Below are 23495 nucleotides of genomic sequence, written 5' to 3'. Positions count from 1 at the left end.
AGGCACGGCCATCCTCCACTGACGACGAAAGCTAAAGCCCATGATCCCGCGCTACTCCCGTCCGGAAATGGTGGCCATCTGGTCGCCGGAAACGAAATTCCGCATCTGGTTCGAGATCGAGGCTCATGCCTGCGATGCACTCGCCGAAATCGGTGTGATCCCGAAGGATGCAGCCCGCACGATCTGGGAAAAGGGCGGCGCTGCCACCTTCGACGTCGCGCGCATCGATGAGATCGAAGCCGTCACCAAGCATGACGTCATCGCCTTCCTGACGCATCTTGCCGAATTCGTCGGCCCGGACAGCCGCTTCATCCACCAGGGCATGACCTCGTCCGACGTGCTCGACACCTGCTTCAACGTCCAGCTCGTCCGCGCGACCGATCTGCTGCTCGCGGATCTCGAGCATCTGCTCGAAGCTCTGAAGCGCCGCGCTTTTGAACACAAGGACACGGTGACGATCGGCCGTTCGCACGGTATCCACGCCGAACCGACGACGTTCGGCGTCAAGCTGGCGCTTGCCTATGCCGAGTTCGACCGCTGCAAGCAACGCCTGCTGGCCGCACGTGAGGAAGTCGCCACCTGCGCGATCTCCGGCGCCGTCGGCACCTTCGCCAACATCGATCCGCGCGTGGAAGAACATGTCGCCAAGGCGCTTGGCCTGAAGCCGGAACCGGTTTCGACACAGGTCATCCCGCGCGACCGTCATGCCATGTACTTCGCCACCCTCGGCGTCATCGCCTCGTCGATCGAGCGCCTGGCGACGGAAATCCGTCACCTGCAGCGCACCGAAGTGCTCGAAGCCGAAGAGTATTTCTCGCCGGGCCAGAAGGGCTCGTCGGCAATGCCGCACAAGCGCAACCCTGTACTGACCGAGAACCTGACGGGTCTCGCCCGCATGGTCCGCGCCTTCTCGGTACCGGCAATGGAAAACGTTGCCCTCTGGCACGAGCGCGACATCTCGCACTCCTCCGTCGAGCGCATGATCGGACCGGACGCGACGGTGACGCTCGACTTCGCGCTTGCCCGCCTGACCGGTGTGATCGACAAGCTGCTCGTCTACCCCGAGAACATGATCAAGAACATGAACAAGTTCCGCGGTCTGGTTCATTCGCAGCGCGTGCTGCTGGCGTTGACCCAGGCAGGGGTATCACGTGAAGATGCCTACCGCCTCGTGCAGCGCAACGCCATGAAGGTCTGGGAACAGGGCAAGGATTTCCTTGAGGAACTACTCGCCGATACGGAAGTCCGTGCAGCGCTTTCCGAGGAAGACATCCGCGAGAAGTTCGATCTTGGCTACCACACCAAGCACGTCGACACGATTTTCAAGCGCGTCTTCGGCTGAACCTGACTGTGCGCGGGTCACGCGCCCGCGTTGCATTTCATGAATATGCCCGCATTTGGCGCACGTCGCTCAAATGCGGGCATTTCTTTTAGCGCGATGTTCAGTGATCGTGTGTGACGATCCGGGCCTGTCAATTCAGGTTCGAGGATCACATGGCCTACAAGGACAGTACGGAGCGTGCGGCAGCACGCACACAGACGAAGATCACCGGCATGGTCACCTGCAAGACCGGGTCCAGCAACGGCGTCGTCAAGGACCTTTCGGACGAAGGCATCTGCTTCCAGCTCTATTTCGACATCGGCGCCAAGACGGGGCAGGAAGTGACGATCAGGAGCGAGGAACTGGGCTTTCTGACCGGCATGGTACGCTGGTACCGCGGCGACAAGATCGGCATCAAGCTCAATCTGTCGTCCAACACGGCGGCGCAGATTTCCTCCTACTACAAGCACTTTCGCTAGAGCAATTCCAGGAAAAGTGCGAAACGGTTTTCCGTCCGGAATTGCGTAATTTCAAAGACCTAGATCACTTCATTGTTTCGATGAAACAATGAAGTGATCTAGGCCGTAAGACCGGTCTTCGCTCACGCTTGAAAGCGCCGCAAGTCGATTGACCTGCGGCGCTTTTCGCGTTGATAGGTTGCGTCGGCTCTCGCTGTGACTCGCCTATCGTGAACCGGCGCGCGGACCTGGCTCCACCATCTTGCGATAGATATGCCATGTGGCGTGGCCGAAGATCGGCATGATGACGGCAAGACCGACGAAGACCGGGATCGAGCCGATCACCAGACCAGCCGCGATGATGAAGCCCCAGAGCGCGACGGGTACCGGATTGACGAGGGTCGCGCGGATCGACGTTTCCACCGCCGCGACGGCGCCGACATCGCGATCGATCAGCAACGGGAAGGATACGACCGTTGTCGCGAGCACGATGACGGCGAAGACGAAGCCGACGGCGTTGCCGACGAGGATCAGGTTCCAGCCCTGTTCGGTACCGATGATGCCATTCCAGAACGCAGCGATCGAAGCCGGCGGTTCGGCCCCGAAGATTTGTACGTAGAGCGCCTGGGCCACCAGCAGCCAAACAATGAAGACCACGAAAAGCATGGCGGCAACGGCCATGATCGATGGCAAGGCTGGAGAGCGATGCAGGCGAAGCGCATGCGGCCATGAATAGTCCATGCCGAGTTCACGCCGTCGACTGATTTCGTAAAGACCGATCGCCGCGACAGGGCCGATCAGGGCAAAGCCCGAGACCAACGGATAAAGCAGCGGCAGCATGTTTGCGCCTGCACTCCAGGTAATCAGCACGGCGCCGGCAATCGGGTAGATCAGGCATAGAAAGACGTAGTGCGACGGTTTTTCGCGAAAATCTTCAAATCCGAGACGCAAGGCGTCGAACACATCCGAGACACCAATCTTCTTTATCCCGGGGTGGGCGACACTCGCATCCGCCCCCGACAGAACATGGAATGTTGTCATGGCTCACTCCTCAACGAACTAGAGCGGCCGCGGAACAGAGATGCGACGAAACAAAGTCGCACCGACCGCGACCGTCATGGCGATTATACAGAAAATGAAGGCGCTGTCGCCTGCTGCCTGTTTCTCCAGTCGTCACCGATCCAGGGATGAAAACATCCAGTCCTTCGAGGTGCTGCTGCGACCATGGCGCCTCTCAAATAGCGCACGGCGTTGCAGGTCTTGACTTCGGCCGCTTTCAGCGCCACATCGCGGCCACTATGAAAGTATCCGACGCCCATATCCTCATTGTCCCTGGCTACACCAACTCCGGACCGGAGCACTGGCAGACCCGCTGGGAGCGCAAGATGTCCACCGCGCGCCGCGTCGAGCAGGCGGAGTGGGCAAAGCCCGTGCGTGAAGATTGGGTGGCGCGCATGATCGAAGAGGTCAATGCGGCGGAAAAGCCGGTCGTCATCGTCGCCCATTCGCTTGGCGTCGCGACCGCCGTGCACGCCCTGCCCCACTTCAACAAGCCGATCGCTGGCGCCTTCCTGGTAGCACCTCCGGATGTGGCCAATCCAACGATCCGCCCGAAGCATCTGATGACATTCGGCCCCTATCCGCGTGATCCCCTGCCGTTCCCGTCGCTGATGGTTGCAAGCCGCAACGATCCTTTCGGTTCCTACGAACACGCAGACGATATCGCCAATGCCTGGGGTTCGCTGCTCGTCGACGCCGGCGAATCGGGCCATATCAACACCGAGTCCGGGCATGGCCCCTGGCCGGAGGGAACGATGGTGTTCGCTCAGTTCCTGAGCCGCCTGAAGCCCTGATGCTTCGCCGCCCCGGTTGACGGCTGCTGCGACTTCCCATTAATCCGACGTTCATTGTCCGCGGTCATCATCGGTCGGCATGGCAACGTGACTCGTCGTCAAAGGGCGTTGAGCGCTGTCGAATCTTGATTTGCAGCCTGATTTCCGGCTCCCGTGCCTTGGAAATGCGGCCGCAAACGCTGGACATGGGATAAGTGGCCGTCAACGAAGGTCTCACCAAAGGTGCGCGTGGTGCGCCAGCGAATTCGGATGTTCTCACGCAGGCCGCTCTGGAGCGCTTGCCGGCCGGAGCAATCATTGCCAATGATCTGGGACGGATCGTAACGACCAACGCGCGTGCCGGCGAACTGCTGCTAAGGACACCCGCTTCGCTCCGCAAAGCCCTTCTCGCAGATCTCGTGCTGGATGAGGACCGGCCGCTGTTGCCGGCGCGGAACATCTTGCCGCCCACGACGACCGCGTCCACGACGCTCCGTTTCGAAAGCCTCTCCGGTCCGCTGCCGATGCTTGTCTCCTGGTCACCTGTGCTTTTTGCCGACCAGGACGCCTTTCTCCTGCTGATGCTCCCCGCCCATGAGCTCGTCGACGAAATCGCCGGTCTTCGCAACGACGAAACCCGCTGGAAATATGCGCTCGACAGCGCACTTGAAGGCGTGTGGGATCACGACTTCGAAACCGGGAACCTGTTTTACTCCACCACCTGGAAGCGGCTTCGTGGCCTGCCCGATGATGCCGAAGTCGACGGTAGTCTTGAGACCTGGATCCAGAACGTCCACCCCGACGACCACGCGCATGTGCGTGCCGCAATCGAGCGCCAGGATTCTGGCGAGGCAGTGTTCAACACCTTCGAGTACCGCGAGCGCCATGCGGACGGGCATTGGGTCTGGATCGAGAGCCGTGGCGCGTCAGTTGCCTATTGGCCGGATGGCAGACCCTCCCGCATCATCGGGACGGACACGGACATCACGGCGCGCAAGGAGGCGGAGGCCCGTCTCGAAGAGGTCTCTCGCCGCCTGAGGCTCGCTCTCGGCGTTTCGAAGATCGGCGTGTTCGACTTCAACCTCGACGCCCAGAGGGACGACTGGGACGAGCGCATGTTCGAGATCTACGGCCTCGACCCAAGTGATGGGCCGCCGAGCTCCGAATCCTGGGAAAACACCCTGCATCCCGACGACCGCGACAAGGTCATCGCTCGGACCAACGAAGGCATCGCTTCCGGCAAGCCCTATAGCAATGCCTTTCGGATCGTGCGCCCGGACGGCACGATCCGGCATATCCGCTCCAATGCGGCGACCTATATCGATCATCTCGGGACGCGAAAGCTCATCGGGGCGAACTGGGACGTCACCGAAGACATCGCATTGCAGGAGGACTTGCGCCAGGCCCAGGCTTCCGCCGAAGCGCGCAACCGCGAGCTCGAGCTGGCGCGGATAAGGATCGAATACAACGCCCTGCACGACTACCTGACGGATCTGCCCAACCGGCGCTACCTTGACCAGATGCTGGCGGAAAACGTCGCGGTCAACGCCATCCTGCATATCGACCTCGATCGTTTCAAACAGATCAACGACACGCTTGGGCACCAGGCTGGTGATGCCATGCTGACCCATGCCGCTGCCATCCTTCGCGCGCACGCTCGACATGACGATTTCATTGCCCGCATCGGCGGCGACGAATTCGTCATTCTCTGCCGCCGCGGTCGCAACCTGCCGCAGCTCTCCGAGCTTGCCGAGCGCATCGTGCACGCCTTCCGTCGCCCCATTCCCTACGAGGGCCAGCTCTGCCGCCTGGGCGCGAGCATCGGCATTGCCTGGAAAGGGCATGACGATTTCGATGCGAAGCAGTTGTTGATGAACGCCGACATCGCGCTCTACCGGGCAAAGAGCCTCGGCCGGGACCGGGTCGAAGCCTTTTCTGAACAGATCCAGACACAAATTCTGACGGCCAAACGGATCGGCGACGATATTCGCCAGGCGATCGAGGAAGGGCAGTTCACGGTTTACTATCAGCCGCAGTTCGATGCGCGTTCGCTCGAGATAACCGGTGTCGAGGCTCTGGTCCGCTGGAACCATCCTGAGCGCGGGGTGCTCGCCCCCTTCCATTTCCTGAAGGTCGCGGAGGAGATCAATGTCCTGCCGGCCATCGACCGAAAGGTCGTAGAGCTCGCCTATGCCGACTTTCAGTCCTGGCGGCAGTCCGGCCTCGCCATTCCCAAGATCTCGGTCAACATGTCGTCGCCGCGCCTGCGTGATCCCGGCCTGATCACCGACCTGCGTGATCTGCAGATCGCCCCTGGCGTCCTCTCGTTCGAATTGCTCGAATCCATCTTCCTCGACGATCCGGAAGATGAAATCGCCGAAACCATCTCGGCCCTCGGCGCGCTTGGGATCGAGGTGGAGATCGACGACTTCGGCACCGGGCACGCCTCGATCATCGGACTGCTCAATCTCAATCCGGCGCGGCTCAAGATCGACCGGGCGCTGGTCGGACCGATGACGGAGAGCGCGAAACAGGCCAAGCTGGTCCGCGCGATCATCGACATCGGCCATTCGCTCAACATCGAGGTCGTCGGCGAAGGCGTCGAGACCTGGGAGCATGCAGCGATGCTGCGGGATCTTGGCTGCGATGTGCTGCAGGGCTACGCGCTGGCCCGCCCGATGGATCGTCTGGAGCTTGAGCGGCGCCTGCGGCGCGGATGGAAGCCGGTCTTCGGCACGGAGGACAAGTAAAAACGCCCGGCTTCATGGCCGGGCGTGAATGGTCGGCATTGGTGCCTGAAGGCTTACTTGTTCTGGATCTGCTGGACGGCTTCGCCGAGAAGCTCGAGCATCCGCAAGCGGATCTGATCTTCCGTCTGGGCAACGCCTGCAGCGTCAAAGTCGGCCTTGATCTTACGGACGACGTCTTCGTGGCCGGCCTCTTCGAAGTCGGCAACCACCACTTCGTTGGCGTAGGCGTCGGCGTCGGCCTTGCCGAGCAGACCGGCAGCCCAGAGACCGACAAGCTTGTTGCGGCGCGCTTCAGCCTTGAACTTCAGCTCTTCGTCCAGCGCAAACTTCGCCTCGAAGGCCTTTTCGCGATCCTGCATCGTCGTCATCAATCGATCTCCCTGAAAATTCCATGCCGGAAATAGTTATCGCCATAAACCAAAACGGAGGTCAAACTGCAATGCGTAGTTTTCCGGTTTGATGACTTTCATGTTACCCTCCGTATGGTTCCTGAAATCGCCTTCGATTCAAGGACTACATACGTCGCAGCGCCCAAAGTGACACGGCGACCTTGACGCGTCCAGGTAGAGACGCGCGGGCGCCCTATGCAAATCAGGGGACGGGAAGATACGCCGATTGTGAAATCCGTTCTTTTCAGTTATGGACCCCGAGAGATATTCCATGCGCGCGACCCAAGAGCGCCAACAACCACAGAGACAGAATCCATGAATCGTCGCCGCCGTATCTACGAGGGCAAGGCCAAGATCCTCTATGAGGGTCCAGAGCCGGGCACGCTCATCCAGTTCTTCAAGGACGACGCGACCGCCTTCAACAAGAAAAAGCATGACGTCATCGACGGCAAAGGCGTGCTGAACAACCGTATTTCCGAGTACATCTTCACGCATCTCAACAAGATCGGCATCCCCACGCACTTCATCCGCCGCCTCAATATGCGCGAGCAGTTGATCAAGGAAGTCGAGATCATCCCGCTCGAGATTGTCGTGCGCAACGTTGCCGCCGGCTCGCTGTCCAAGCGCCTCGGCATCGAGGAAGGCACCGTTCTCCCCCGTTCGATCATCGAGTTCTACTACAAGGCCGATGCACTGGAAGACCCGATGGTCTCCGAAGAGCACATCACCGCCTTCGGCTGGGCAAGCCCCCAGGAACTCGACGACATCATGGCGCTCGCCATCCGCATCAACGACTTCCTTTCGGGCCTGTTCCTGGGCGTCGGCATTCAGCTCGTCGACTTCAAGATCGAGTGCGGCCGTCTGTTCGAGGGCGACATGATGCGCATCGCGCTCGCCGACGAGATCTCGCCGGATAGCTGCCGTCTCTGGGACATCGAGACCCGCGAGAAGCTCGACAAGGACCGCTTCCGCCGCGACCTTGGCGGCCTCGTCGAGGCCTACCAGGAAGTCGCCCGCCGTCTTGGCATCATGAACGAGAACGAACCCGTGCGCGGCACCGGTCCGGTTCTGGTGAAATAACTTTCGGGGAAAATCAAAGTGATCAAGGCACGTGTAACCGTGACGCTGAAGAACGGCGTTCTCGATCCGCAGGGCAAGGCAATCGAAGGTGCGCTCGGCGCACTCGGCTTCGACGGCATCGGCCAGGTCCGTCAGGGCAAGGTTTTCGATCTGCAGATCGAATCCACAGACAAGGCCAAGGCCGAAGAAGACCTCAAGGCGATGTGCGAAAAGCTGCTCGCCAACACGGTGATCGAGAACTACAGCATCTCGTTCGCCTGATCGATCAGGCATGAAGATCGGTCCGTGCCTTCGGGCGCGGATCCAGACGTTAAGAAACGCCGAAGCAGCACGAACGCCCAACGGAGCGGTGCTGCGATCGGGAGATGCCTGGCTCGTCGGGGTGGGGCATCAAGATTTGATCTCGCCGCTAACGGAGACAGAGATATGAAGTCAGCCGTCGTTCAGCTTCCGGGCCTCAACCGCGACCGCGACATGATCGCGGCCCTCACCAAGATTTCCGGCAAGGCTCCGGTCACCGTCTGGCAGACGGAAACGGATATCCCCGATGTCGATCTGATCGTCATCCCGGGCGGCTTCTCCTATGGCGACTATCTGCGCTGTGGCGCGATCGCAGCGCGCATGCCGGTCATGCAGGCGATCAAGGCCAAGGCGGAAAAGGGCGTCAAGGTTCTCGGCGTCTGCAACGGCTTCCAGATCCTCGTCGAGGCTGGCCTCCTGCCAGGCGCGCTGATGCGCAACGCCTCGCTGAAGTTCGTCTGCCGCGAGATCAAGCTCGAAGTGGTCAATGCCGACACCGACTTCACCCGCGCCTACTCGAAGGGCCAGATCATCCGCTCGCCGGTCGCCCACCACGACGGCAACTACTTCGCCGATGCTGAGACACTGAAGACGATCGAAGGCAATGGCCAGGTGGTGTTCCGCTATGCCGAAGGCACCAATCCGAACGGTTCGATGAACGATATCGCCGGCGTGATGAATGCCGAGGGTAACGTGCTCGGTATGATGCCGCATCCGGAAAACCTGATCGAAGCGGCTCATGGCGGCTCCGACGGCCGCGGCCTCTTTGCGTCTGCGCTCGAAGTAATCGCCGCTTAACCATCCGGCTGATAGAAGGCATCCGACCCATCCCCCAAATGCGAGCGAGACCGTCGATGCCTTCATTTGTCCCTGCACGCCTGGCCGGCCTTGCCTGCGCAACGTTTGGCCTGGCCCTTCTCGCTTCGTGCCAATCGCCGAAGCCGCCGGCGCCGAGCCCGAACACGGCGGCACTGCCGACCATGGAGCGCGTGGCGCTTGGCGCCAACGGCTGCTGGTTCAAATCGGGCGATTCCGAGTTCAAGTCCTATCGCCTGGCGCCGGAGCTTAATTCCTTCTCGGGCCGCCCGCGCATACTGATCGTGCCGCGCAAATCCCCGGAAGCACGCCCGCTCGCCGTCGTTCAGGCCGAGGGCAACCCGGCACGCCTGCAGGCCTTCGGACCGTTGATGAGCGAACCCGTCGGCACGCGGATGGCCGCCGATATCAAGCGCTGGGCTGCCGGCGGACAGGGCTGCAAGTAGACCCCAGTCAAATTGGCGAATTGACCAATGGCCGCCGACCTCAAAGGGCGCCGGCCATTGTGCATTGTCGGACAGTCGTTCTAATCCGAGCTAGCGCCAGAACGGGACAGTCGATTCCTGGCGCGCGTCCTTCTCGGAAACACCGATATCCCTAAGCTGCCAATCGCTCATTTCCCCGAGCGCCATGCGACCGCGTCGCTTCGCTGCCAGTTCGCAATAGAGCCCCCACAGCCGCTTCAAGAGACTTTCGCGTTCGTCCGAATAGTCACCGCCCAGCAATGTGCTGGTGCGCTCGACGGACTTCGCTTCCGCGCGGGACAAACAAATTGTATTGATTGTACTCATTGATAACCCCAATGCAGCGATTGCTATCGTTGTATCGGTGATAATTGACATATTTCGCGCTGTAATCTAAAGAATTGTCACTATGACAAGTTGGCTCCCAGACATTCAGCAGGGTCACGGTCCGCTCTATGCGCGGATTGCTGACCAGATCGAACAGGCAATTGGCAACGGCGCCCTGCCCGTCGGCGCCAAATTGCCACCGCAGCGCAACCTCGCCTACGACATCGGCGTGACAATCGGCACGATTGGACGCGCCTATAACATCGTCCGCGAACGCGGACTTGTGAGCGGTGAAGTCGGTCGCGGCACCTATGTACTAGATCATCCCGAAAGCCGTCCGCCGGAGCAGGCGGATCCGCTGACGACTTCGCTCGCCGGCACCCGGCCGCTTGTGGCGCCTGCCGGCAAGTTGAGGTTCGACAGCACAGCGGCGCCCGATATCGGCCAGGGCACGGTCTTGAGCGAGGTGCTTGGCGAGATCAGTCACGACCACCATGCGGACATCGCAAGCTACGCCCGCAACTTCCCGGACCATTGGTTCGAGGCGGGTTGCCTATGGCTGGCGCGCGGCGGCTTCCGCCCGAAGCCGGAAAACATCGTGCCGACGCTCGGTGCCCATGCGGGTGTGGTTGCCGTCATCACTGCGGTTACCGCGCCTGGCGACCGTATCGCCTTCGAGACGCTCACCTATTCGCAGGTGAGCCGCAGCGCCGGCCTGGTCGGTCGCCGGACGACGCTGGTCGAAAGCGACGAGTTCGGGATGATCCCCGAGGATTTCGAGCGCGTCTGCGCGCAGCAGCATCCGAAGCTCGCGTTCCTGATGCCGAGCGCACAAAACCCGACGGTTGCCGTCATGCCGCTTGCGCGCCGCCAGGCGATCGCCGACATCGCCCGCAAATACGGTGTCTGGCTTGTTGAGGACGATCTCTATGGCGCAATGACCGGTGATCAGACGCCGCTCTTGGCCGAGCTTGCGCCGGAACGCACCTTCCTGGTTGGCGGTCTTTCGAAGTCGGTCGCTGCCGGTGTCCGTGGCGGCTGGGTCGCCTGCCCTCCGCATTTCAGCCAGCGTATTCGCATTGCCCACAAAATGGTGAGCGGCGGCTTGCCGTTCATTCTCGCTGAGCTCTGCGCGCGCCTCGTGCTTTCCGGTTCGGCTGCAATCCTGCGCAGCAAGGGCATTGAAGAGGTGCGCGCCCGCGAGGCGATGGCCCGCGAAATTTTCGAAGGCATCGAGTTCACCTCGCACCCCTGTATTCCGTTCCTTTGGATGAAGCTGCCCGACCCCTGGCTTTCAGGTACCTTCAAGCAGGCTGCTTTGCAGGAGGGTGTGCTTGTCGACGACGAGGACGAGTTCAAGGCCGGACGAACCGACCGCGTTTTCCATCGCATTCGCATCGGTTTTTCCTCGCCGCCGGACCGAGCCCAGGTAAGAGCAGGTTTTCAGGCGCTGAAGCGGCTGCTCGACAGCGGGCGGGCGGGCTACGACAGTTTTGAGTGACTATAGAAATCCACGGGGTGACTTTCGGGCAAGGTTGAGCAACATACTACTTTAGCAGTTTGCGCACATGATTCGCCTCTAAGGATTCCGCATGCCGCTACCGTTCAGCCCCGCCTTGTCGCATCGCATCGCATATCTTCTTCTCGCCACCACCACGTTGACCGCCGCCGCACCGGCTCTTGCCGCGGACGGTGTTTTCGACGAAATGCGCTTCGGCGTGACGACGTCGATCGCCGCCGGCGATAAGCAGGAAGACGGGGTCTTTCCGTCATTCACCGTGTATTTCGACCCGTTCGACGCCGATGGGGCGACCGACCTCGGCGAAAAACTGCTGCGCCCGCGGGTCTATACCGGCGCGGCGGTTGCGACGTCGTCTAACGGGGTCAATCAGGCCCATGGCGGTTTGAGCTGGACCTTCGACATGACCCAGCGCCTCTTCGTCGAGTTCGGCGCCGGCGGCACGATTCATGACGGCGACCTCGATGAACCCAATGGTTCCGGTCCCCAACTCGGCTGCCGCGTCCTCTTCCGCGAATACGCCGCTGCCGGCGTCCGCCTCGACGAGCACTGGAACGTCTCGGCGACCGTGGAACATGCTTCGCATGCCAATCTGTGCGACGGTCCGAACAACGGCCTGACACGCGCCGGCCTTGCGCTCGGCTACAAGTTCTGACGCTGGTCGCCGCACTGCCTTCTGCAAAGCTTATACGGGCGTCAACCGCTGTTGATCGCCCGTATTTTTCTGTCGCGCCGCGCCGCAGCATAGGCTAAAGAAGCCGCAAAGCGCTCCCTGTGTCTGTTGCGGTTCGCACGCGCCATATTCCTCTTAAGTGGATTGCGCGCCGCCCGAAGGATTTGACGGTCGACGATGACGATTTCGAACACCCGCCCCATCACCCCGGACCTCATCGCATCGCACGGGCTGAAGCCCGACGAATACGAGCGCATCCTGAGCCTGATCGGGCGCGAGCCGACTTTCACCGAGCTCGGCATCTTTTCGGCGATGTGGAACGAGCACTGCTCCTACAAGTCCTCGAAGAAGTGGCTGCGCACGCTGCCGACCAAAGGCCCGCGCGTCATCCAGGGGCCGGGCGAAAACGCCGGCGTGGTCGATATCGATGATGGCGACTGCGTCGTCTTCAAGATGGAGAGCCACAACCACCCGTCCTATATCGAGCCCTACCAGGGCGCTGCGACCGGCGTCGGCGGCATCCTGCGCGACGTCTTCACCATGGGCGCCCGTCCGGTTGCTGCGATGAATGCGCTCCGCTTCGGCGCGCCTGATCATCCGAAGACCCGCCACCTCGTTTCCGGCGTCGTTGCCGGCGTCGGCGGCTATGGCAATTCCTTCGGCGTTCCGACCGTCGGCGGCGAAGTCGAGTTCGACGCCCGCTACAACGGCAACATTCTCGTCAACGCCTTTGCCGCCGGCCTCGCCAAGAGCGATGCGATCTTCTACTCCAAGGCCGAAGGCGTGGGTCTCCCCGTCGTCTATCTCGGCGCCAAGACCGGCCGCGACGGTGTTGGTGGCGCGACCATGGCCTCGGCCGAGTTTGACGAGTCGATCGAAGAAAAGCGCCCGACCGTCCAGGTCGGCGACCCCTTCACCGAAAAGTGCCTGCTTGAAGCCTGCCTCGAGCTGATGCAGACCGGCGCCGTCATCGCCATCCAGGACATGGGTGCGGCCGGCCTCACCTGCTCGGCCGTCGAAATGGGCGCCAAGGGCGACCTCGGCATCGAGCTCAACCTTGATAGCGTTCCCGTTCGCGAAGAACGCATGACCGCTTACGAGATGATGCTGTCGGAAAGCCAGGAGCGCATGCTCATGGTGTTGGAGCCCGCCAAGGAAGAAGTCGCCAAGGCGATCTTCGTCAAGTGGGGCCTCGACTTTGCCATCGTCGGCAAGACCACAGACGATCTGCGCTTCCGCATCCTGCACCAGGGCGAAGAAGTGGCGAACCTGCCGATCAAGGAACTGGGCGACGAAGCGCCGGAATACGATCGTCCCTGGACCCCTGCCAAGACCTCGACTCCGCTGGCAACCAACGACATCCCGGCTGCTGACGTCGCCGACGCACTCGTGAAGCTCGTCGGTTCGGCCAACAACTCCTCGCGCCGCTGGGTCTACGAACAGTACGACACCCTGATCCAGGGCAACTCGCTGCAGCTTCCGGGCGGTGACGCTGGCGTCGTGCGCGTCGAGGGTCACGTCTCCAAGGCGCTGGCCTTCTCCTCCGACGTAACGCCGCGTTACGTCGAAGCCGATCCGTTCGAAGGCGGCAAGCAGGCGGTCGCCGAATGCTGGCGCAACCTGACGGCAACCGGCGCGCTGCCGCTGGCAGCCACCGACAACCTCAACTTCGGCAACCCGGAACGCCCGGAAATCATGAGCCAGCTGGTCCATGCCATCAAGGGCATCGGCGAAGCATGCACCGCGCTCGACTTTCCGATCGTTTCCGGCAACGTCTCGCTCTACAACGAGACCAATGGCCAAGGGATCCTGCCGACCCCAACGATCGGCGGCGTTGGCCTGATCAAGGACTGGTCGAAGATGGCGCGCATCCGCTTTGCTGCGGAAGGCGAAACGATCCTGCTTGCCGGTGCACCTGTTGGCCTGGGCACCCACATCGCCCAGTCGGTCTACATGCGAGACGTTCACGGCCGCACCGACGGTCCGGCGCCGCATGTCGATCTGGCGCATGAACGCAAGGTGGGCGATTTCGTCCGCGGCCTCATCGTCGATGGCCTCGTGACGGCCGTTCACGATTGCTCGTCGGGTGGCCTGGCGCTTGCGGTCGCCGAAATGGCGATGGCCTCGGGCATTGGCGCCACGGTTGATGCCGTCGCCGGTCACGACCCGATCGCGACCTTCTATGGCGAAGATCAGGGCCGCTACGTCGTAACTGTTGCCGCTGGCGCACTCGACGCGGTTACCGCCCGCGCTAAGGCCGCAGGCGTTGCCCTGCCCGTCATCGGCAAGACCGCTGGCGATGCCGTCAAGCTCGGCGATGCCAGGGCGGTTTCGGTCGCTGAGCTGCGCTCGACCCACGAAGGCTGGTTCCCGGAATTCATGCAGGGCGATCTCGCTCCCGAGAACTGAGAAACGACGACGGGAGCCGCTGATCGGCGGCTCCCGTCTGGCTCTTCGCATGCCTCGAAAGGTGTCATCTGGGGACGCGATCAAGCGTGATCATCTGCTCGTACCGGCGCCAGCAACTGGCCGCCCTCACCCAATTCAGCAATTGCGTTCCGCCCCTGAATCGTGGTTCCCTAATTTCATGGATGGCGTCGGCAGGCTGCTGACGTTGCAGAATAAAAAGGGAGTTGGCGTATCATGCCCATGACACCAGGCGACATCGAAGACATGATCAAGGCAGGGATTCCCGGTGCCAAGGTCACGATCCGCGATCTGGCCGGTGACGGCGACCACTATGCCGCCGAAGTCGTGGCCGAGGCGTTTCGTGGCAAGACCCGCGTGCAGCAGCACCAGATGGTCTACAACGCACTCAAGGGCAACATGGGCGGTGTTCTACACGCCCTCGCCCTGCAGACGAGCGCGCCGGAGTAAGCCGGAATGGCTGACCTGATCAAGGAACTCGTCAGCGGCGTCGTTGACAGTGCATTGAAGGAAATCCTCAAGAAGACCGGCGTCAAGCGGACGACGACCAAGCGGACGAAGCGCCGCACGCGCGCGACTTCGTCCGGCGGTGGTATCCTCGGGGATGTCCTCGAAGCGGCCATCCGCAAGCCGGCCAAGAAGCAGGTCAGCCGTCGTCGAACGGCTGCAGCGCGCAGCAAGACCCGTCGCCGCACCGTCTGACTGCATGTTTCCTTAACTCGTCGCCGATTTAAGGACAAAAACATGCAGAAAATCAAAGTGCTACAGCGACCTTTGCGCGTCTGGAAAGACGCGCGCCGCTGTAGTGGTAATAAAACCACATCTTGAGGCCCATCAATATTTGTTGCGATTGGGTGGTGAAAATCACCAATATGCATGCTATCTAGAACCCAATCGATATCCGGCCCTTGAAGCCGGCGCAGGAAGGAAGACGAGATGAGCGGAATTCACGAATTCATCGACAACGAAGTCAAGACGAACGATGTGGTGCTCTTCATGAAGGGTACGCCGCAGTTCCCGCAGTGTGGCTTCTCCGGTCAGGTTGTCCAGATTCTCGACTACATCGGTGTCGACTACAAGGGCGTCAACGTGCTCGCCGATGCTGACCTGCGCCAGGGCATCAAGGACTACTCCAACTGGCCGACGATCCCGCAGCTCTACGTCAAGGGCGAATTCGTCGGCGGTTGCGACATCGTGCGTGAAATGTTCCAGGCCGGCGAACTGCAGTCTCACCTTGAGGCACAGGGCATTGCCGTCAAGGGCGCCGCCGCCTGATCTAAGGACGCCTCGTCCCGATCTTTCGGAGAAGGCGGGCAACCGCCTTTTTTGATTCTGGCCGTAATTCCGCATCGCCTAATTTTCGTTGTCCTTCAGAAGGACTTGCGCGTGCGATTCGCGCAGGTGCCGCCAAGATACGTTCAGAGCGTGCTTCCTTCGGGGAGCGAAGGGCCGGATGTCCGGCCTGTCATGAATCGGTTGCGATCGTTCGGCATAAGCTGCCTGTAGAGGGTCTCGCCTCGCCCCTTGGCGCCCGGAAAGTCCGGTCCCTGCCGCTCGACGCTTCCTACGCTTCATGCCGGCCCGGTCCATGCGGTTGGTTTCCAATCGCCCCGGCTGCCCCCGCTCAAATTCGATATGTCTGCTGGCATGGCGTCAGCCGACACCCTTCTTTTCCGGATTTGCTCCGGACCAACCTGTTTCGCTTGCGCCCGGTGCGCCGCTAGGACTTTTTGCAAATGACCAGCACGACCAACGAAGACGCCCGGCCCGGGGTCACGAAATTCCAGTTCATCGCGCTGATGGCCATGCTGATGGCAACCAATGCCATCTCGATTGACATCATGTTGCCAGGTCTGCAGCAGATCGGAGCCAGCCTCGGCGTCGCCTCTGAAAATGAGCGGCAGTACATCATCACCGCCTATCTGCTCGGCATGGGGGTGGCACAGTTGTTCTTCGGCCCGCTTTCGGATCGCTTCGGGCGTAAGCCACCGCTGATTGCCGGCCTTGCCCTCTATGCGCTCTGCGCGCTGGCGATCGCGATCGTACCGAGCTTCGGCCTCATGCTGGCGCTGCGCTTCGTGCAGGGCGCCGGTGCTGCGGCGACGCGCGTCATCACCATCTCGATCGTCCGCGACGTCTATGGCGGCCGACAGATGGCTGAGGTCATGTCTCTGGTCATGATGGTGTTCATGATCGTGCCAGTTGTGGCGCCTTCGATCGGCCAACTCATCATCAGCCTTGCCGATTGGCACATGATCTTTGTCGTCGTCGCACTCTATGCCGTGATGAACATTGCAATCGTCGTGTCGAAACTCGGAGAGACGCTCGATCCGGCCCATCGCCGCGCCTTCACGCCGGCGGTCATCCTCAGCGGTTTCCGCATGGTGCTGACGAACCGGGTGTCGCTGCTTTACACGCTCGCGACCTCGGTGATCCTTGGTGCACTGTTCGGCTTCATCAACTCGGCGCAGCAGGTGCTCGTCGGCGTCTACGACCTCGGCGTGTGGTTTCCGCTTGTCTTCGCCGCCTTTGCCAGTATGATGGCGGTCGCTTCCTTCACCAATTCCCGCCTTGTCCGCCGCTTCGGCATGCGGCCGCTATCCCATGCGGCACTCATCGGCTTCACGCTGGCGAGCTTCGTCTGGATGTCGGCCTCGCTCTATGCGCCGCTGCCCTTCCCGGTCTTCGTGGTCCTCTACTGCGCCACGATGTTCCAGTTCGGGCTGATCGCGCCGAACTTCAACGCCATGGCCATGGAGCCGCTCGGCCATGTCGCCGGAACTGCCTCCTCGGTTCTCGGATTCATGCAGACGATCGGCGGAAGCGTGATTGGAGCCTTCATCGGCCAGTCCTTCGACGGCACCGCAACGCCGCTCGCCACTGGCTACTTCACTGTCGCCGCGATCGGTCTCGTGTTCGTTCTGATTGCCGAACGCGGCAAGCTCTTCAAACCGCACCATCAGCCGGCCGGTTGATCCCAGAACCGGCCAGTCCTCATTTTTGAAGAATTTACGGGCTCATCCAATGACCACCATCACCAATCAATCCGAACATATCGACGGGGTTTCCGGGGCTCAGCGCCTCAACATGGGCATCGTCGAGTTCATCATCACCATCGCCGTCATGACGGCGAGTGTCGCCATCGCCATCGACAGCATGCTGCCAGCGCTGCCGGCGATCGGCCAGTCGCTGAATGTCGCCAACACCAATGATAGCCAGCTGGTGATCGGCGTCTTCTTCCTCGGCTTCGGCATTTCGCAGATCTTCTTCGGCAGCCTCTCCGATGCCTTCGGCCGTCGCCGCGTGCTGCTCGGCGGCCTCGCCTTCTTCACCGTGTCGATGTTCGCGGCCGCCCTCACCCAGAGCTTCGAGACGCTGCTCATCCTGCGTTTCATTCAGGGCATCGGCGCGGCCGCGATCCGTATCACCACCATGGCGATCGTGCGCGACTGCTTCGGTGGCCGCGAGATGGCGCGTGTGATGTCGTATGTCATGATCGTCTTCATGATCGTGCCGATCGTTGCGCCCTCGATCGGCCAACTCGTGATCCTGTATGCCAACTGGCATTGGATCTTCATCCTGATCGGCGTCATTGGTGCGATCCTGTTCGTCTGGGCCTTTTCCCGCATGAAGGAGTCCCTGCCGCGCGAGGAGCGCATGCCGCTTTCCGTCGGGGCGGTTTGCTCGGGCTTCAAGACCGTTCTCACCAACCGCATCACCTGCGGCTACATGATCGGCATGACTCTCTTCACCGCGGTCATCTGCGCCTACATCGTCACGGTTCAGCAGATCTTCGGCGAGGTCTATGGCCTCGGTGACTGGCTGCCGATCGCCTTTGCCGGCACGGCCGGCGGCATCGCGGTCGCGAACTTCGCTAACGGCTTCTTCGTCCGCAGCTTCGGCATGCGCCGGATCTCGCACGTCTCAATGATCCTGTTCACGCTGCTCTCGGTCGTCGGCTTCGTGATGTCGCTCTCCGGCACGCCGGCCTTCGTCGTCAGCTACCTGATGTTCTCGGTGCTCTTGATGTTCTTTGCGGTGATCGCGACGAACTTCACCGCGATCAGCCTGGAGCCGATGGGGCACCTCGCCGGCACGGCGACAGCGATCACCGGCTTTGTCTCGACCACCGGTGGCGCCTTGATCGGCGGCACCGTCGGCCAGCTCTTCAACGGTACGCTGCAGCCGCTCTTTGGCGGCTTCGCCCTCTTCGGCACTCTGACGGTTCTGGCGACGCTCTGGGCCGAGAAGGGTAAGCTCTTCACCCATCCTGGCGACAAGGACGTCACCATGGATCACGGTGGCGGCCACATGTAACCGGCAACCGCATGGCAAAAAAAGCCCGCCCGGAGCGATCCGGGCGGGCTTTTTTGTTTCAGCACTGGCTGCTGAAATCAGACCGTGAAAACCTCGCGGCGAAGCGTCTCCCAGCTCTCCTTGTCGGTCGCCAGTAGCAGGCCGCCGTTGAGATGCGCAGGCAGATAGGGAGAACCGTCGAAGCGGGCCGCATAGGCACCGGCTTCCTGCGAAATCAGCGTTCCCGCCAAGTGATCCCAGGGCATCAACTTCTGGTACATCAGGAAGTGCAGATGCCCAGCCGCGAAGATGCGATACTCGTGCGCCGCACAGCGGTAGCTGGTGGCCATACGCACCTTGGCCAAATTGGCCATGACTTCGCGCCGTGCTTCCTGCTGGTAAAAGCCAGTCGAGGCACCGCCGACCATGGTTTCCAGCGGCACGCCCGCCGTCACCGACATACGCTCCTGCGAGCCGTCAGGGCGGCACATCCAGGCGCCCGAGCCCTTCTCCGCGATCACCCAGTCATTGCCGAGCGGATCGTAGATGATGCCGGCGACCGTCTCGCCCTTTGCGACGACGCTTGCCATGACGCCGAAGAGCGGCAGGCCGGCGGCGAAATTGAAAGTGCCGTCGATCGGGTCGACGACGACGGCGAGATCGGCCTCGTTGAGCTTGTCGAGAAGGGTCGGATCGGCCGCTACCGATTCTTCGCCGACGAACAGAGCGCCCGGTGCCACCTCTTCGATACGTGACTTGATCAGCCGTTCGGCCGCCTCGTCGCCTTCGGTCACGAGATCGATCGCTTCCGACTTCATCCGGACATCGCCTGCATCAAGATTGCGGAACCGCGGCAGGATCTCTTTGACCGCCGCTTCCTGCAGGAGGTTGGCAAGGCCGGCGATGTCAACGGAATGGCTCATTCTTTGGGCTCCGGTGTAAGGGACAGGAAATCGAACAGCTTGGGATCGAGCAGATGCGACGGGTTCACGTGACCGAGCGCGCGCAGCATCGTGTCCTTGCGGCCGGGCATGCGCCGCTCGATATCGGCCAGCATCGCCTTCATCGCATTGCGCTCGAGACCATCCTGCGAGCCGCAGAGGTCGCAGGGGATGATCGGAAACTCCATCGCGGAGGCAAACTTGGCGAGATCGTCCTCGGCCGCATAGGCGAGCGGGCGAAGCAACATCAGGTCGCCTTCATCGTTCAGCAGCTTCGCCGGCATCGAGGCGAGTCGGCCACCATGGAAGAAGTTCATGAAGAAGGTTTCGAGAATATCCTCGCGGTGGTGGCCGAGCACCAGTGCGTCGCACCCCTCTTCGCGCGCAATGCGATAGAGGTTGCCGCGGCGCAGCCGCGAACAGAGCGAACAGTAGGTCGCCCCCGTCGGTACCTTTTCCTTCACGATCGAATAGGTGTCGCGATACTCGATGCGGTGCTTGACGCCGATCGATTGAAGATATTCCGGCAGGATATGCTTCGGGAAGTTCGGTTGGCCCTGGTCGAGATTGCAGGCGATGAGCTCCACCGGCAGCAGCCCGCGCCATTGCAGGTCCATCAAGAGCGCCAGCAGGCTGTAGCTGTCCTTGCCGCCGGAAAGGCCGATCAGCCAGCGCTTCGCGCCCTTCAGCATGCCGAAGTCGTCGAGCGCCTGCCGCGTCTGGCGCAGGAGGCGCTTGCGCAGCTTGTTGAACGAGACGGAGGACGGCATGCGGCTGAACAGCGGATGCGCGCCGGCGTCGATCTCGCCCTCACCGAAAGTGGTTTCGGCCTGGTCTTGCGACACGTTAAGCGAAAGGTCCATGGCGGGGATCCTGTGCGGCAGGCACGGGCGCAACCCGCGCCCGGCAAATCTTGGCCTGCACTTGCCCGCTCCGGCCGTCAAGATCAAGGGAAATCGGCCGGATTGTGCTGGTTGATGACGCAGAAGGTCCTAGGACCCGAAGACCGACCAGCCGGTGCGCGCTGCCAGCATCTCAAGCGCCAGCGAGCCGAGCAGCGAGTTGCCGTTTTCGTTGAGACCAGGAGACCAGACGGCAACCGACGCCTTGCCCGGCGCCACCGCCAGAATGCCGCCACCCACGCCGCTCTTGCCCGGCAGGCCGACGCGGTAGGCGAAGTCACCGGAGCCGTCATAGTGGCCGCAGGTCAGCATCAGCGCGTTGATGCGTCGCGCCCGCTGGCGCGAGACGACGTTATGGCCCGTCAGCGGATTGCTGCCGCCAGCGGCCAGAAACAGCCCGGCCTTGGCCAGCTGGCTGCAGGTCATCGCCAAGGCGCAATGGTGGAAATAGACGCCGAGTACATGCTCCACCGGATGGTCGAGCTTGCCGAAGGAGCGCATGAAATTGGCAAGGGCGAAGTTCCTGTAGCCGGTGGCCGTCTCCGAACGCGCAACTTCGTGGTCGATGACGATCTCGTCGTCGTCGGCAAGGTAACGGATGAACTGCACGATTTCGCCGATCAGTTCCCGCGGCGTATGGCCGGCGAGGATCAGGTCGCTGATGGTGATGGCGCCGGCGTTGATGAAGGGATTGCGCGGCTTGCCGCCTTCCTGCTCGAGCTGGACGATGGAGTTGAAGGCCGAGCCGGATGGCTCGCGGCCGACACGGTGCCAGATGTTCTCGCCGTGTTTGCCGAGCGCCAGCGTCAGTGTGAATACCTTGGAGACGCTCTGGATGGAGAACGGCACTTCGGCATCGCCGACCCGGTAGATCTTGCCGTCGGTGGTCACGATCGCCATGCCGAAATGTTTGGGATCGACGCGCGCGAGTTGCGGAATGTAATCGGCGACCTTGCCCTGGCCGAACCTTGGGCTCAGCTCCCGGTGGATGTTGTCGATAATCGCCTGCAGGTCCTGCGCAGCATTCTGCTCGGGCATCGGCTTCCCTCTCACTCATCGCCTGTCGAAGGGATGAAATCGCGCTATGGACGGCAGCGCCACGGTAATCGCTACCGACAAAAAAACCGCCCGTTTCCGGGCGGTTTTCGATACGTCACAAGGCGTGAGCCTCGGATTAACGCGAATAGAATTCGACGACCAGGTGCGGTTCCATGACGACCGGGTACGGAACGTCAGAGAGGCCCGGAACGCGGACGAAGGTCGCAACCATCTTGTTGTGATCGGCTTCGATGTAGTCCGGAACGTCGCGCTCAGCGAGCGAAACCGATTCCAGAACGGTTACGAGCTGCTTGGACTTTTCCTTGACTTCGATGACGTCGCCCGGCTTGCAACGGTAGGAGCCGATGTTGACGCGGACGCCGTTGACCTTGACGTGGCCGTGGTTGACGAACTGACGAGCAGCGAAGACCGTCGGAACGAACTTGGCGCGGTAGACGATCGCGTCGAGGCGCGATTCGAGCAGGCCGATCAGGTTTTCCGGGGTGTCACCCTTGCGGCGGGAAGCTTCAGCGAAGATCGCGCGGAACTGCTTCTCGCGGATGTCGCCGTAGTAGCCCTTGAGCTTCTGCTTGGCGCGCAGCTGTACACCGAAGTCCGAGAGCTTGGACTTGCGGCGCTGGCCGTGCTGGCCCGGGCCGTATTCGCGGCGGTTCACCGGAGACTTCGGACGGCCCCAGATGTTTTCGCCCATACGGCGGTCAATTTTGTACTTGGACGATTCGCGCTTGCTCATCGCATTTCCTTTCAAACAGTTACACCAGCCTGTTTCCAAGCCGGATCAAGGAAACACGCCCTCCTCTGAACCCATTTTCGGGGTTCTGACAGGTTTCTCACGATCACGCTGACGGAGAAGCCACGGGACATGTCAATGAAACACCGGACATTTCTGCCCGGCGTTGGGGCGGCTTTAGTGGGTCCAGCGCCTATTGTCAACGAAATTGTGACAAACCGGCATCCGTTCAAGCCGGATCAACGGCCTCGGCCCGCTCCAGCGAGACGAGCAGTTTCCTGAGGAGCGCCGCCAATGCGGCGCGATCCTCCTTGCTCAGCCCTGCGAGGTACTGCGCCTCGCTGGTCATATCCGCACGAATCGCCGTTTCCGCAAGCGCTATTCCTTTCTCGGTCAGTCCGACGACGCTGCTTCGGCCATCGGATGCCGAGCGTTCGCGCACGATCAGCCCTGCCTTTTGCAGCCGGTCGAGGCGATGCGTGAGCCCGCCCGACGAGATCATCAGCAATGTATAGAGGTCGGTCGGCGTCAGGCGATAAGGCGGGCCTGAACGCCTAAGCGTCGAGATCACGTCGAACTCGCCGCGGTCGAGGCCGAATGAAGAGAATGTCTCCTCGATCGACGGGCGCACAAGGTTGGAAAGGCGGTAGGCGCGCCCAAGGATGGTCATCGGCTCGGTATTGAGGTCGGGCAGTTCGGCCGCCCACTGCGCCTGCAGCCGGTCGACGTGATCCCTCGCCTCGTTCTCATTCTGCATTGCTCACCTCGGTAATTCATCAATATATCTTGACGAGAAGATAGTTTCGAATAATATCTTCTCGTGAAGATAATTCATCCACTGCAGGAAGCCAAGCCGACCGGAGATGGAGGCCAGCATGTTTCATGTCATTCCGCGTGCAGAGCAGAAGCAGAGCCCCAACCGAACCATCCTGTTTGAAGGCGGGCAATACGGCACGCCCATCTCGCTGTTCCTGATGGATGCAGCGCCCGGCCAGGGGCCTGCCCTTCACGTCCATCCCTATCCGGAGACCTGGATCGTGCATTCCGGCGAAGCGGAGTTCACTGTCGGTGAGCAAAAGATCATGGGCAAGGCCGGCGACATCATCGTCGTCGATCCCGAGACGCCGCACCGTTTCGTCAACACTGGCACCAGCCGGCTGCAGATGACTTGCATCCACGCGTCGGATCGGGTGGTTCAGACCTGGCTCTAG

At 61.5% G+C, this 23495-nt stretch carries 25 protein-coding genes; 17 read left to right on the top strand and 8 right to left on the bottom strand.

Features of this window, described 5'->3' with window-relative positions; all coding sequences use genetic code 11:
• The first annotated feature begins 40 nt into the window (after positions 1 to 40).
• Positions 41 to 1342 (top strand): adenylosuccinate lyase, encoded by a 1302-nt coding sequence (gene purB / locus ACTJKM_RS12375; protein ID WP_058328249.1) that lies wholly within the window; start codon positions 41 to 43, stop codon positions 1340 to 1342.
• A 152-nt stretch (positions 1343 to 1494) separates the two neighbouring features.
• Positions 1495 to 1800, top strand: coding sequence for a PilZ domain-containing protein (locus ACTJKM_RS12370; protein ID WP_058328250.1), 306 nt, complete (start codon positions 1495 to 1497; stop codon positions 1798 to 1800).
• 204 nt (positions 1801 to 2004) lie between these two features.
• On the opposite strand, the gene ACTJKM_RS12365 is transcribed toward ACTJKM_RS12370, so the two are convergent.
• Positions 2005 to 2820: a DUF2189 domain-containing protein gene (locus tag ACTJKM_RS12365; RefSeq protein ID WP_057248964.1), complete on the bottom strand. Its 816-nt coding sequence runs from the start codon at positions 2818 to 2820 to the stop codon at positions 2005 to 2007.
• 257 nt (positions 2821 to 3077) lie between these two features.
• On the opposite strand from ACTJKM_RS12365, the gene ACTJKM_RS12360 reads away from it, so the two are divergent.
• Positions 3078 to 3632: an RBBP9/YdeN family alpha/beta hydrolase gene (locus tag ACTJKM_RS12360; RefSeq protein ID WP_058324128.1), complete on the top strand. Its 555-nt coding sequence runs from the start codon at positions 3078 to 3080 to the stop codon at positions 3630 to 3632.
• Between the two features lie 194 nt (positions 3633 to 3826).
• Positions 3827 to 6361, top strand: coding sequence for an EAL domain-containing protein (locus tag ACTJKM_RS12355; protein WP_058328251.1), 2535 nt, complete (start codon positions 3827 to 3829; stop codon positions 6359 to 6361).
• Between the two features lie 53 nt (positions 6362 to 6414).
• Here the strand turns inward: ACTJKM_RS12355 and ACTJKM_RS12350 are convergent, their stop codons facing one another.
• On the bottom strand, positions 6415 to 6729 hold the full coding sequence (locus ACTJKM_RS12350) for a DUF1476 domain-containing protein (RefSeq protein WP_057248961.1): 315 nt from the start codon (positions 6727 to 6729) through the stop codon (positions 6415 to 6417).
• A 336-nt stretch (positions 6730 to 7065) separates the two neighbouring features.
• On the opposite strand from ACTJKM_RS12350, the gene purC reads away from it, so the two are divergent.
• The 4 genes from purC to ACTJKM_RS12330 all read left to right on the top strand — a co-directional run bounded on the left by purC (position 7066) and on the right by ACTJKM_RS12330 (position 9392).
• Positions 7066 to 7830 carry a phosphoribosylaminoimidazolesuccinocarboxamide synthase gene (gene purC / locus ACTJKM_RS12345; protein ID WP_058328252.1) on the top strand — a complete coding sequence of 255 codons (765 nt, stop codon included), beginning with the start codon at positions 7066 to 7068 and terminating at the stop codon, positions 7828 to 7830.
• Positions 7831 to 7848: 18 nt separating this feature from the next.
• Positions 7849 to 8091 carry a phosphoribosylformylglycinamidine synthase subunit PurS gene (gene purS / locus ACTJKM_RS12340; RefSeq protein WP_057248959.1) on the top strand — a complete coding sequence of 81 codons (243 nt, stop codon included), beginning with the start codon at positions 7849 to 7851 and terminating at the stop codon, positions 8089 to 8091.
• A gap of 165 nt (positions 8092 to 8256) precedes the next feature.
• Entirely contained in the window at positions 8257 to 8928 is a 672-nt protein-coding gene (purQ, locus tag ACTJKM_RS12335; protein ID WP_043614510.1) for a phosphoribosylformylglycinamidine synthase subunit PurQ, read from the top strand.
• A gap of 56 nt (positions 8929 to 8984) precedes the next feature.
• The gene (locus tag ACTJKM_RS12330; protein WP_057248958.1) at positions 8985 to 9392 is read left to right on the top strand and encodes a hypothetical protein; all 408 of its coding nucleotides are present in this window, start codon (positions 8985 to 8987) and stop codon (positions 9390 to 9392) included.
• 90 nt (positions 9393 to 9482) lie between these two features.
• Here ACTJKM_RS12330 and ACTJKM_RS12325 read toward each other — a convergent pair whose 3' ends face one another.
• Positions 9483 to 9737 carry a DUF1127 domain-containing protein gene (locus tag ACTJKM_RS12325; RefSeq protein WP_245296174.1) on the bottom strand — a complete coding sequence of 85 codons (255 nt, stop codon included), beginning with the start codon at positions 9735 to 9737 and terminating at the stop codon, positions 9483 to 9485.
• Positions 9738 to 9819: 82 nt separating this feature from the next.
• Here ACTJKM_RS12325 and ACTJKM_RS12320 point away from each other — a divergent pair, with 82 nt between their 5' ends.
• The 8 genes from ACTJKM_RS12320 (at position 9820) to ACTJKM_RS12285 (ending at position 18673) form a co-directional block, all read left to right on the top strand.
• Entirely contained in the window at positions 9820 to 11238 is a 1419-nt protein-coding gene (locus tag ACTJKM_RS12320; protein ID WP_058328254.1) for an aminotransferase-like domain-containing protein, read from the top strand.
• A gap of 91 nt (positions 11239 to 11329) precedes the next feature.
• Positions 11330 to 11911, top strand: a complete 582-nt coding sequence (locus ACTJKM_RS12315) for an acyloxyacyl hydrolase (protein WP_058328255.1) — start codon at positions 11330 to 11332, stop codon at positions 11909 to 11911.
• 195 nt (positions 11912 to 12106) lie between these two features.
• Entirely contained in the window at positions 12107 to 14338 is a 2232-nt protein-coding gene (gene purL / locus ACTJKM_RS12310; protein ID WP_057248941.1) for a phosphoribosylformylglycinamidine synthase subunit PurL, read from the top strand.
• 234 nt (positions 14339 to 14572) lie between these two features.
• Positions 14573 to 14806: a BolA family protein gene (locus ACTJKM_RS12305; RefSeq protein ID WP_057248940.1), complete on the top strand. Its 234-nt coding sequence runs from the start codon at positions 14573 to 14575 to the stop codon at positions 14804 to 14806.
• A 6-nt stretch (positions 14807 to 14812) separates the two neighbouring features.
• Complete coding sequence (locus ACTJKM_RS12300) at positions 14813 to 15058, top strand: hypothetical protein (RefSeq protein WP_058328256.1); 246 nt, start codon at positions 14813 to 14815, stop codon at positions 15056 to 15058.
• 234 nt (positions 15059 to 15292) lie between these two features.
• Positions 15293 to 15631, top strand: coding sequence for a Grx4 family monothiol glutaredoxin (gene grxD, locus ACTJKM_RS12295; RefSeq protein ID WP_058328257.1), 339 nt, complete (start codon positions 15293 to 15295; stop codon positions 15629 to 15631).
• Positions 15632 to 16092: 461 nt separating this feature from the next.
• Positions 16093 to 17331, top strand: a complete 1239-nt coding sequence (locus tag ACTJKM_RS12290; RefSeq protein WP_058324123.1) for a multidrug effflux MFS transporter — start codon at positions 16093 to 16095, stop codon at positions 17329 to 17331.
• A 49-nt stretch (positions 17332 to 17380) separates the two neighbouring features.
• On the top strand, positions 17381 to 18673 hold the full coding sequence (locus ACTJKM_RS12285; protein ID WP_440660393.1) for a multidrug effflux MFS transporter: 1293 nt from the start codon (positions 17381 to 17383) through the stop codon (positions 18671 to 18673).
• 77 nt (positions 18674 to 18750) lie between these two features.
• Here the strand turns inward: ACTJKM_RS12285 and ACTJKM_RS12280 are convergent, their stop codons facing one another.
• The 5 genes from ACTJKM_RS12280 to ACTJKM_RS12260 all read right to left on the bottom strand — a co-directional run bounded on the left by ACTJKM_RS12280 (position 18751) and on the right by ACTJKM_RS12260 (position 23041).
• On the bottom strand, positions 18751 to 19575 hold the full coding sequence (locus tag ACTJKM_RS12280; protein WP_058328258.1) for an inositol monophosphatase family protein: 825 nt from the start codon (positions 19573 to 19575) through the stop codon (positions 18751 to 18753).
• Positions 19572 to 20456, bottom strand: coding sequence for a tRNA 2-thiocytidine(32) synthetase TtcA (ttcA, locus tag ACTJKM_RS12275; RefSeq protein WP_058328259.1), 885 nt, complete (start codon positions 20454 to 20456; stop codon positions 19572 to 19574). The genes ACTJKM_RS12280 and ttcA overlap by 4 nt, the downstream gene beginning before the upstream one ends.
• 129 nt (positions 20457 to 20585) lie before the next feature.
• Positions 20586 to 21533 carry a glutaminase gene (locus tag ACTJKM_RS12270; protein WP_058328260.1) on the bottom strand — a complete coding sequence of 316 codons (948 nt, stop codon included), beginning with the start codon at positions 21531 to 21533 and terminating at the stop codon, positions 20586 to 20588.
• A gap of 136 nt (positions 21534 to 21669) precedes the next feature.
• A complete protein-coding gene (gene rpsD, locus ACTJKM_RS12265) occupies positions 21670 to 22287 on the bottom strand; it encodes a 30S ribosomal protein S4 (protein WP_057248932.1) in 618 nt (205 codons plus the stop codon).
• A 226-nt stretch (positions 22288 to 22513) separates the two neighbouring features.
• Positions 22514 to 23041 (bottom strand): MarR family winged helix-turn-helix transcriptional regulator, encoded by a 528-nt coding sequence (locus ACTJKM_RS12260; RefSeq protein ID WP_058324119.1) that lies wholly within the window; start codon positions 23039 to 23041, stop codon positions 22514 to 22516.
• 118 nt (positions 23042 to 23159) lie between these two features.
• Between ACTJKM_RS12260 and ACTJKM_RS12255 the strand changes: the two genes are divergently transcribed.
• Positions 23160 to 23495, top strand: coding sequence for a cupin domain-containing protein (locus ACTJKM_RS12255; protein WP_058328312.1), 336 nt, complete (start codon positions 23160 to 23162; stop codon positions 23493 to 23495).

It is taken from the genome of Ensifer sp. 22460, from assembly GCF_052044935.1.
Classification (GTDB): Bacteria; Pseudomonadota; Alphaproteobacteria; order Rhizobiales; family Rhizobiaceae; genus Ensifer.
Note: the sequence above shows the minus strand (reverse complement) of the source record. Positions and strands in the feature narration are given on the sequence as shown.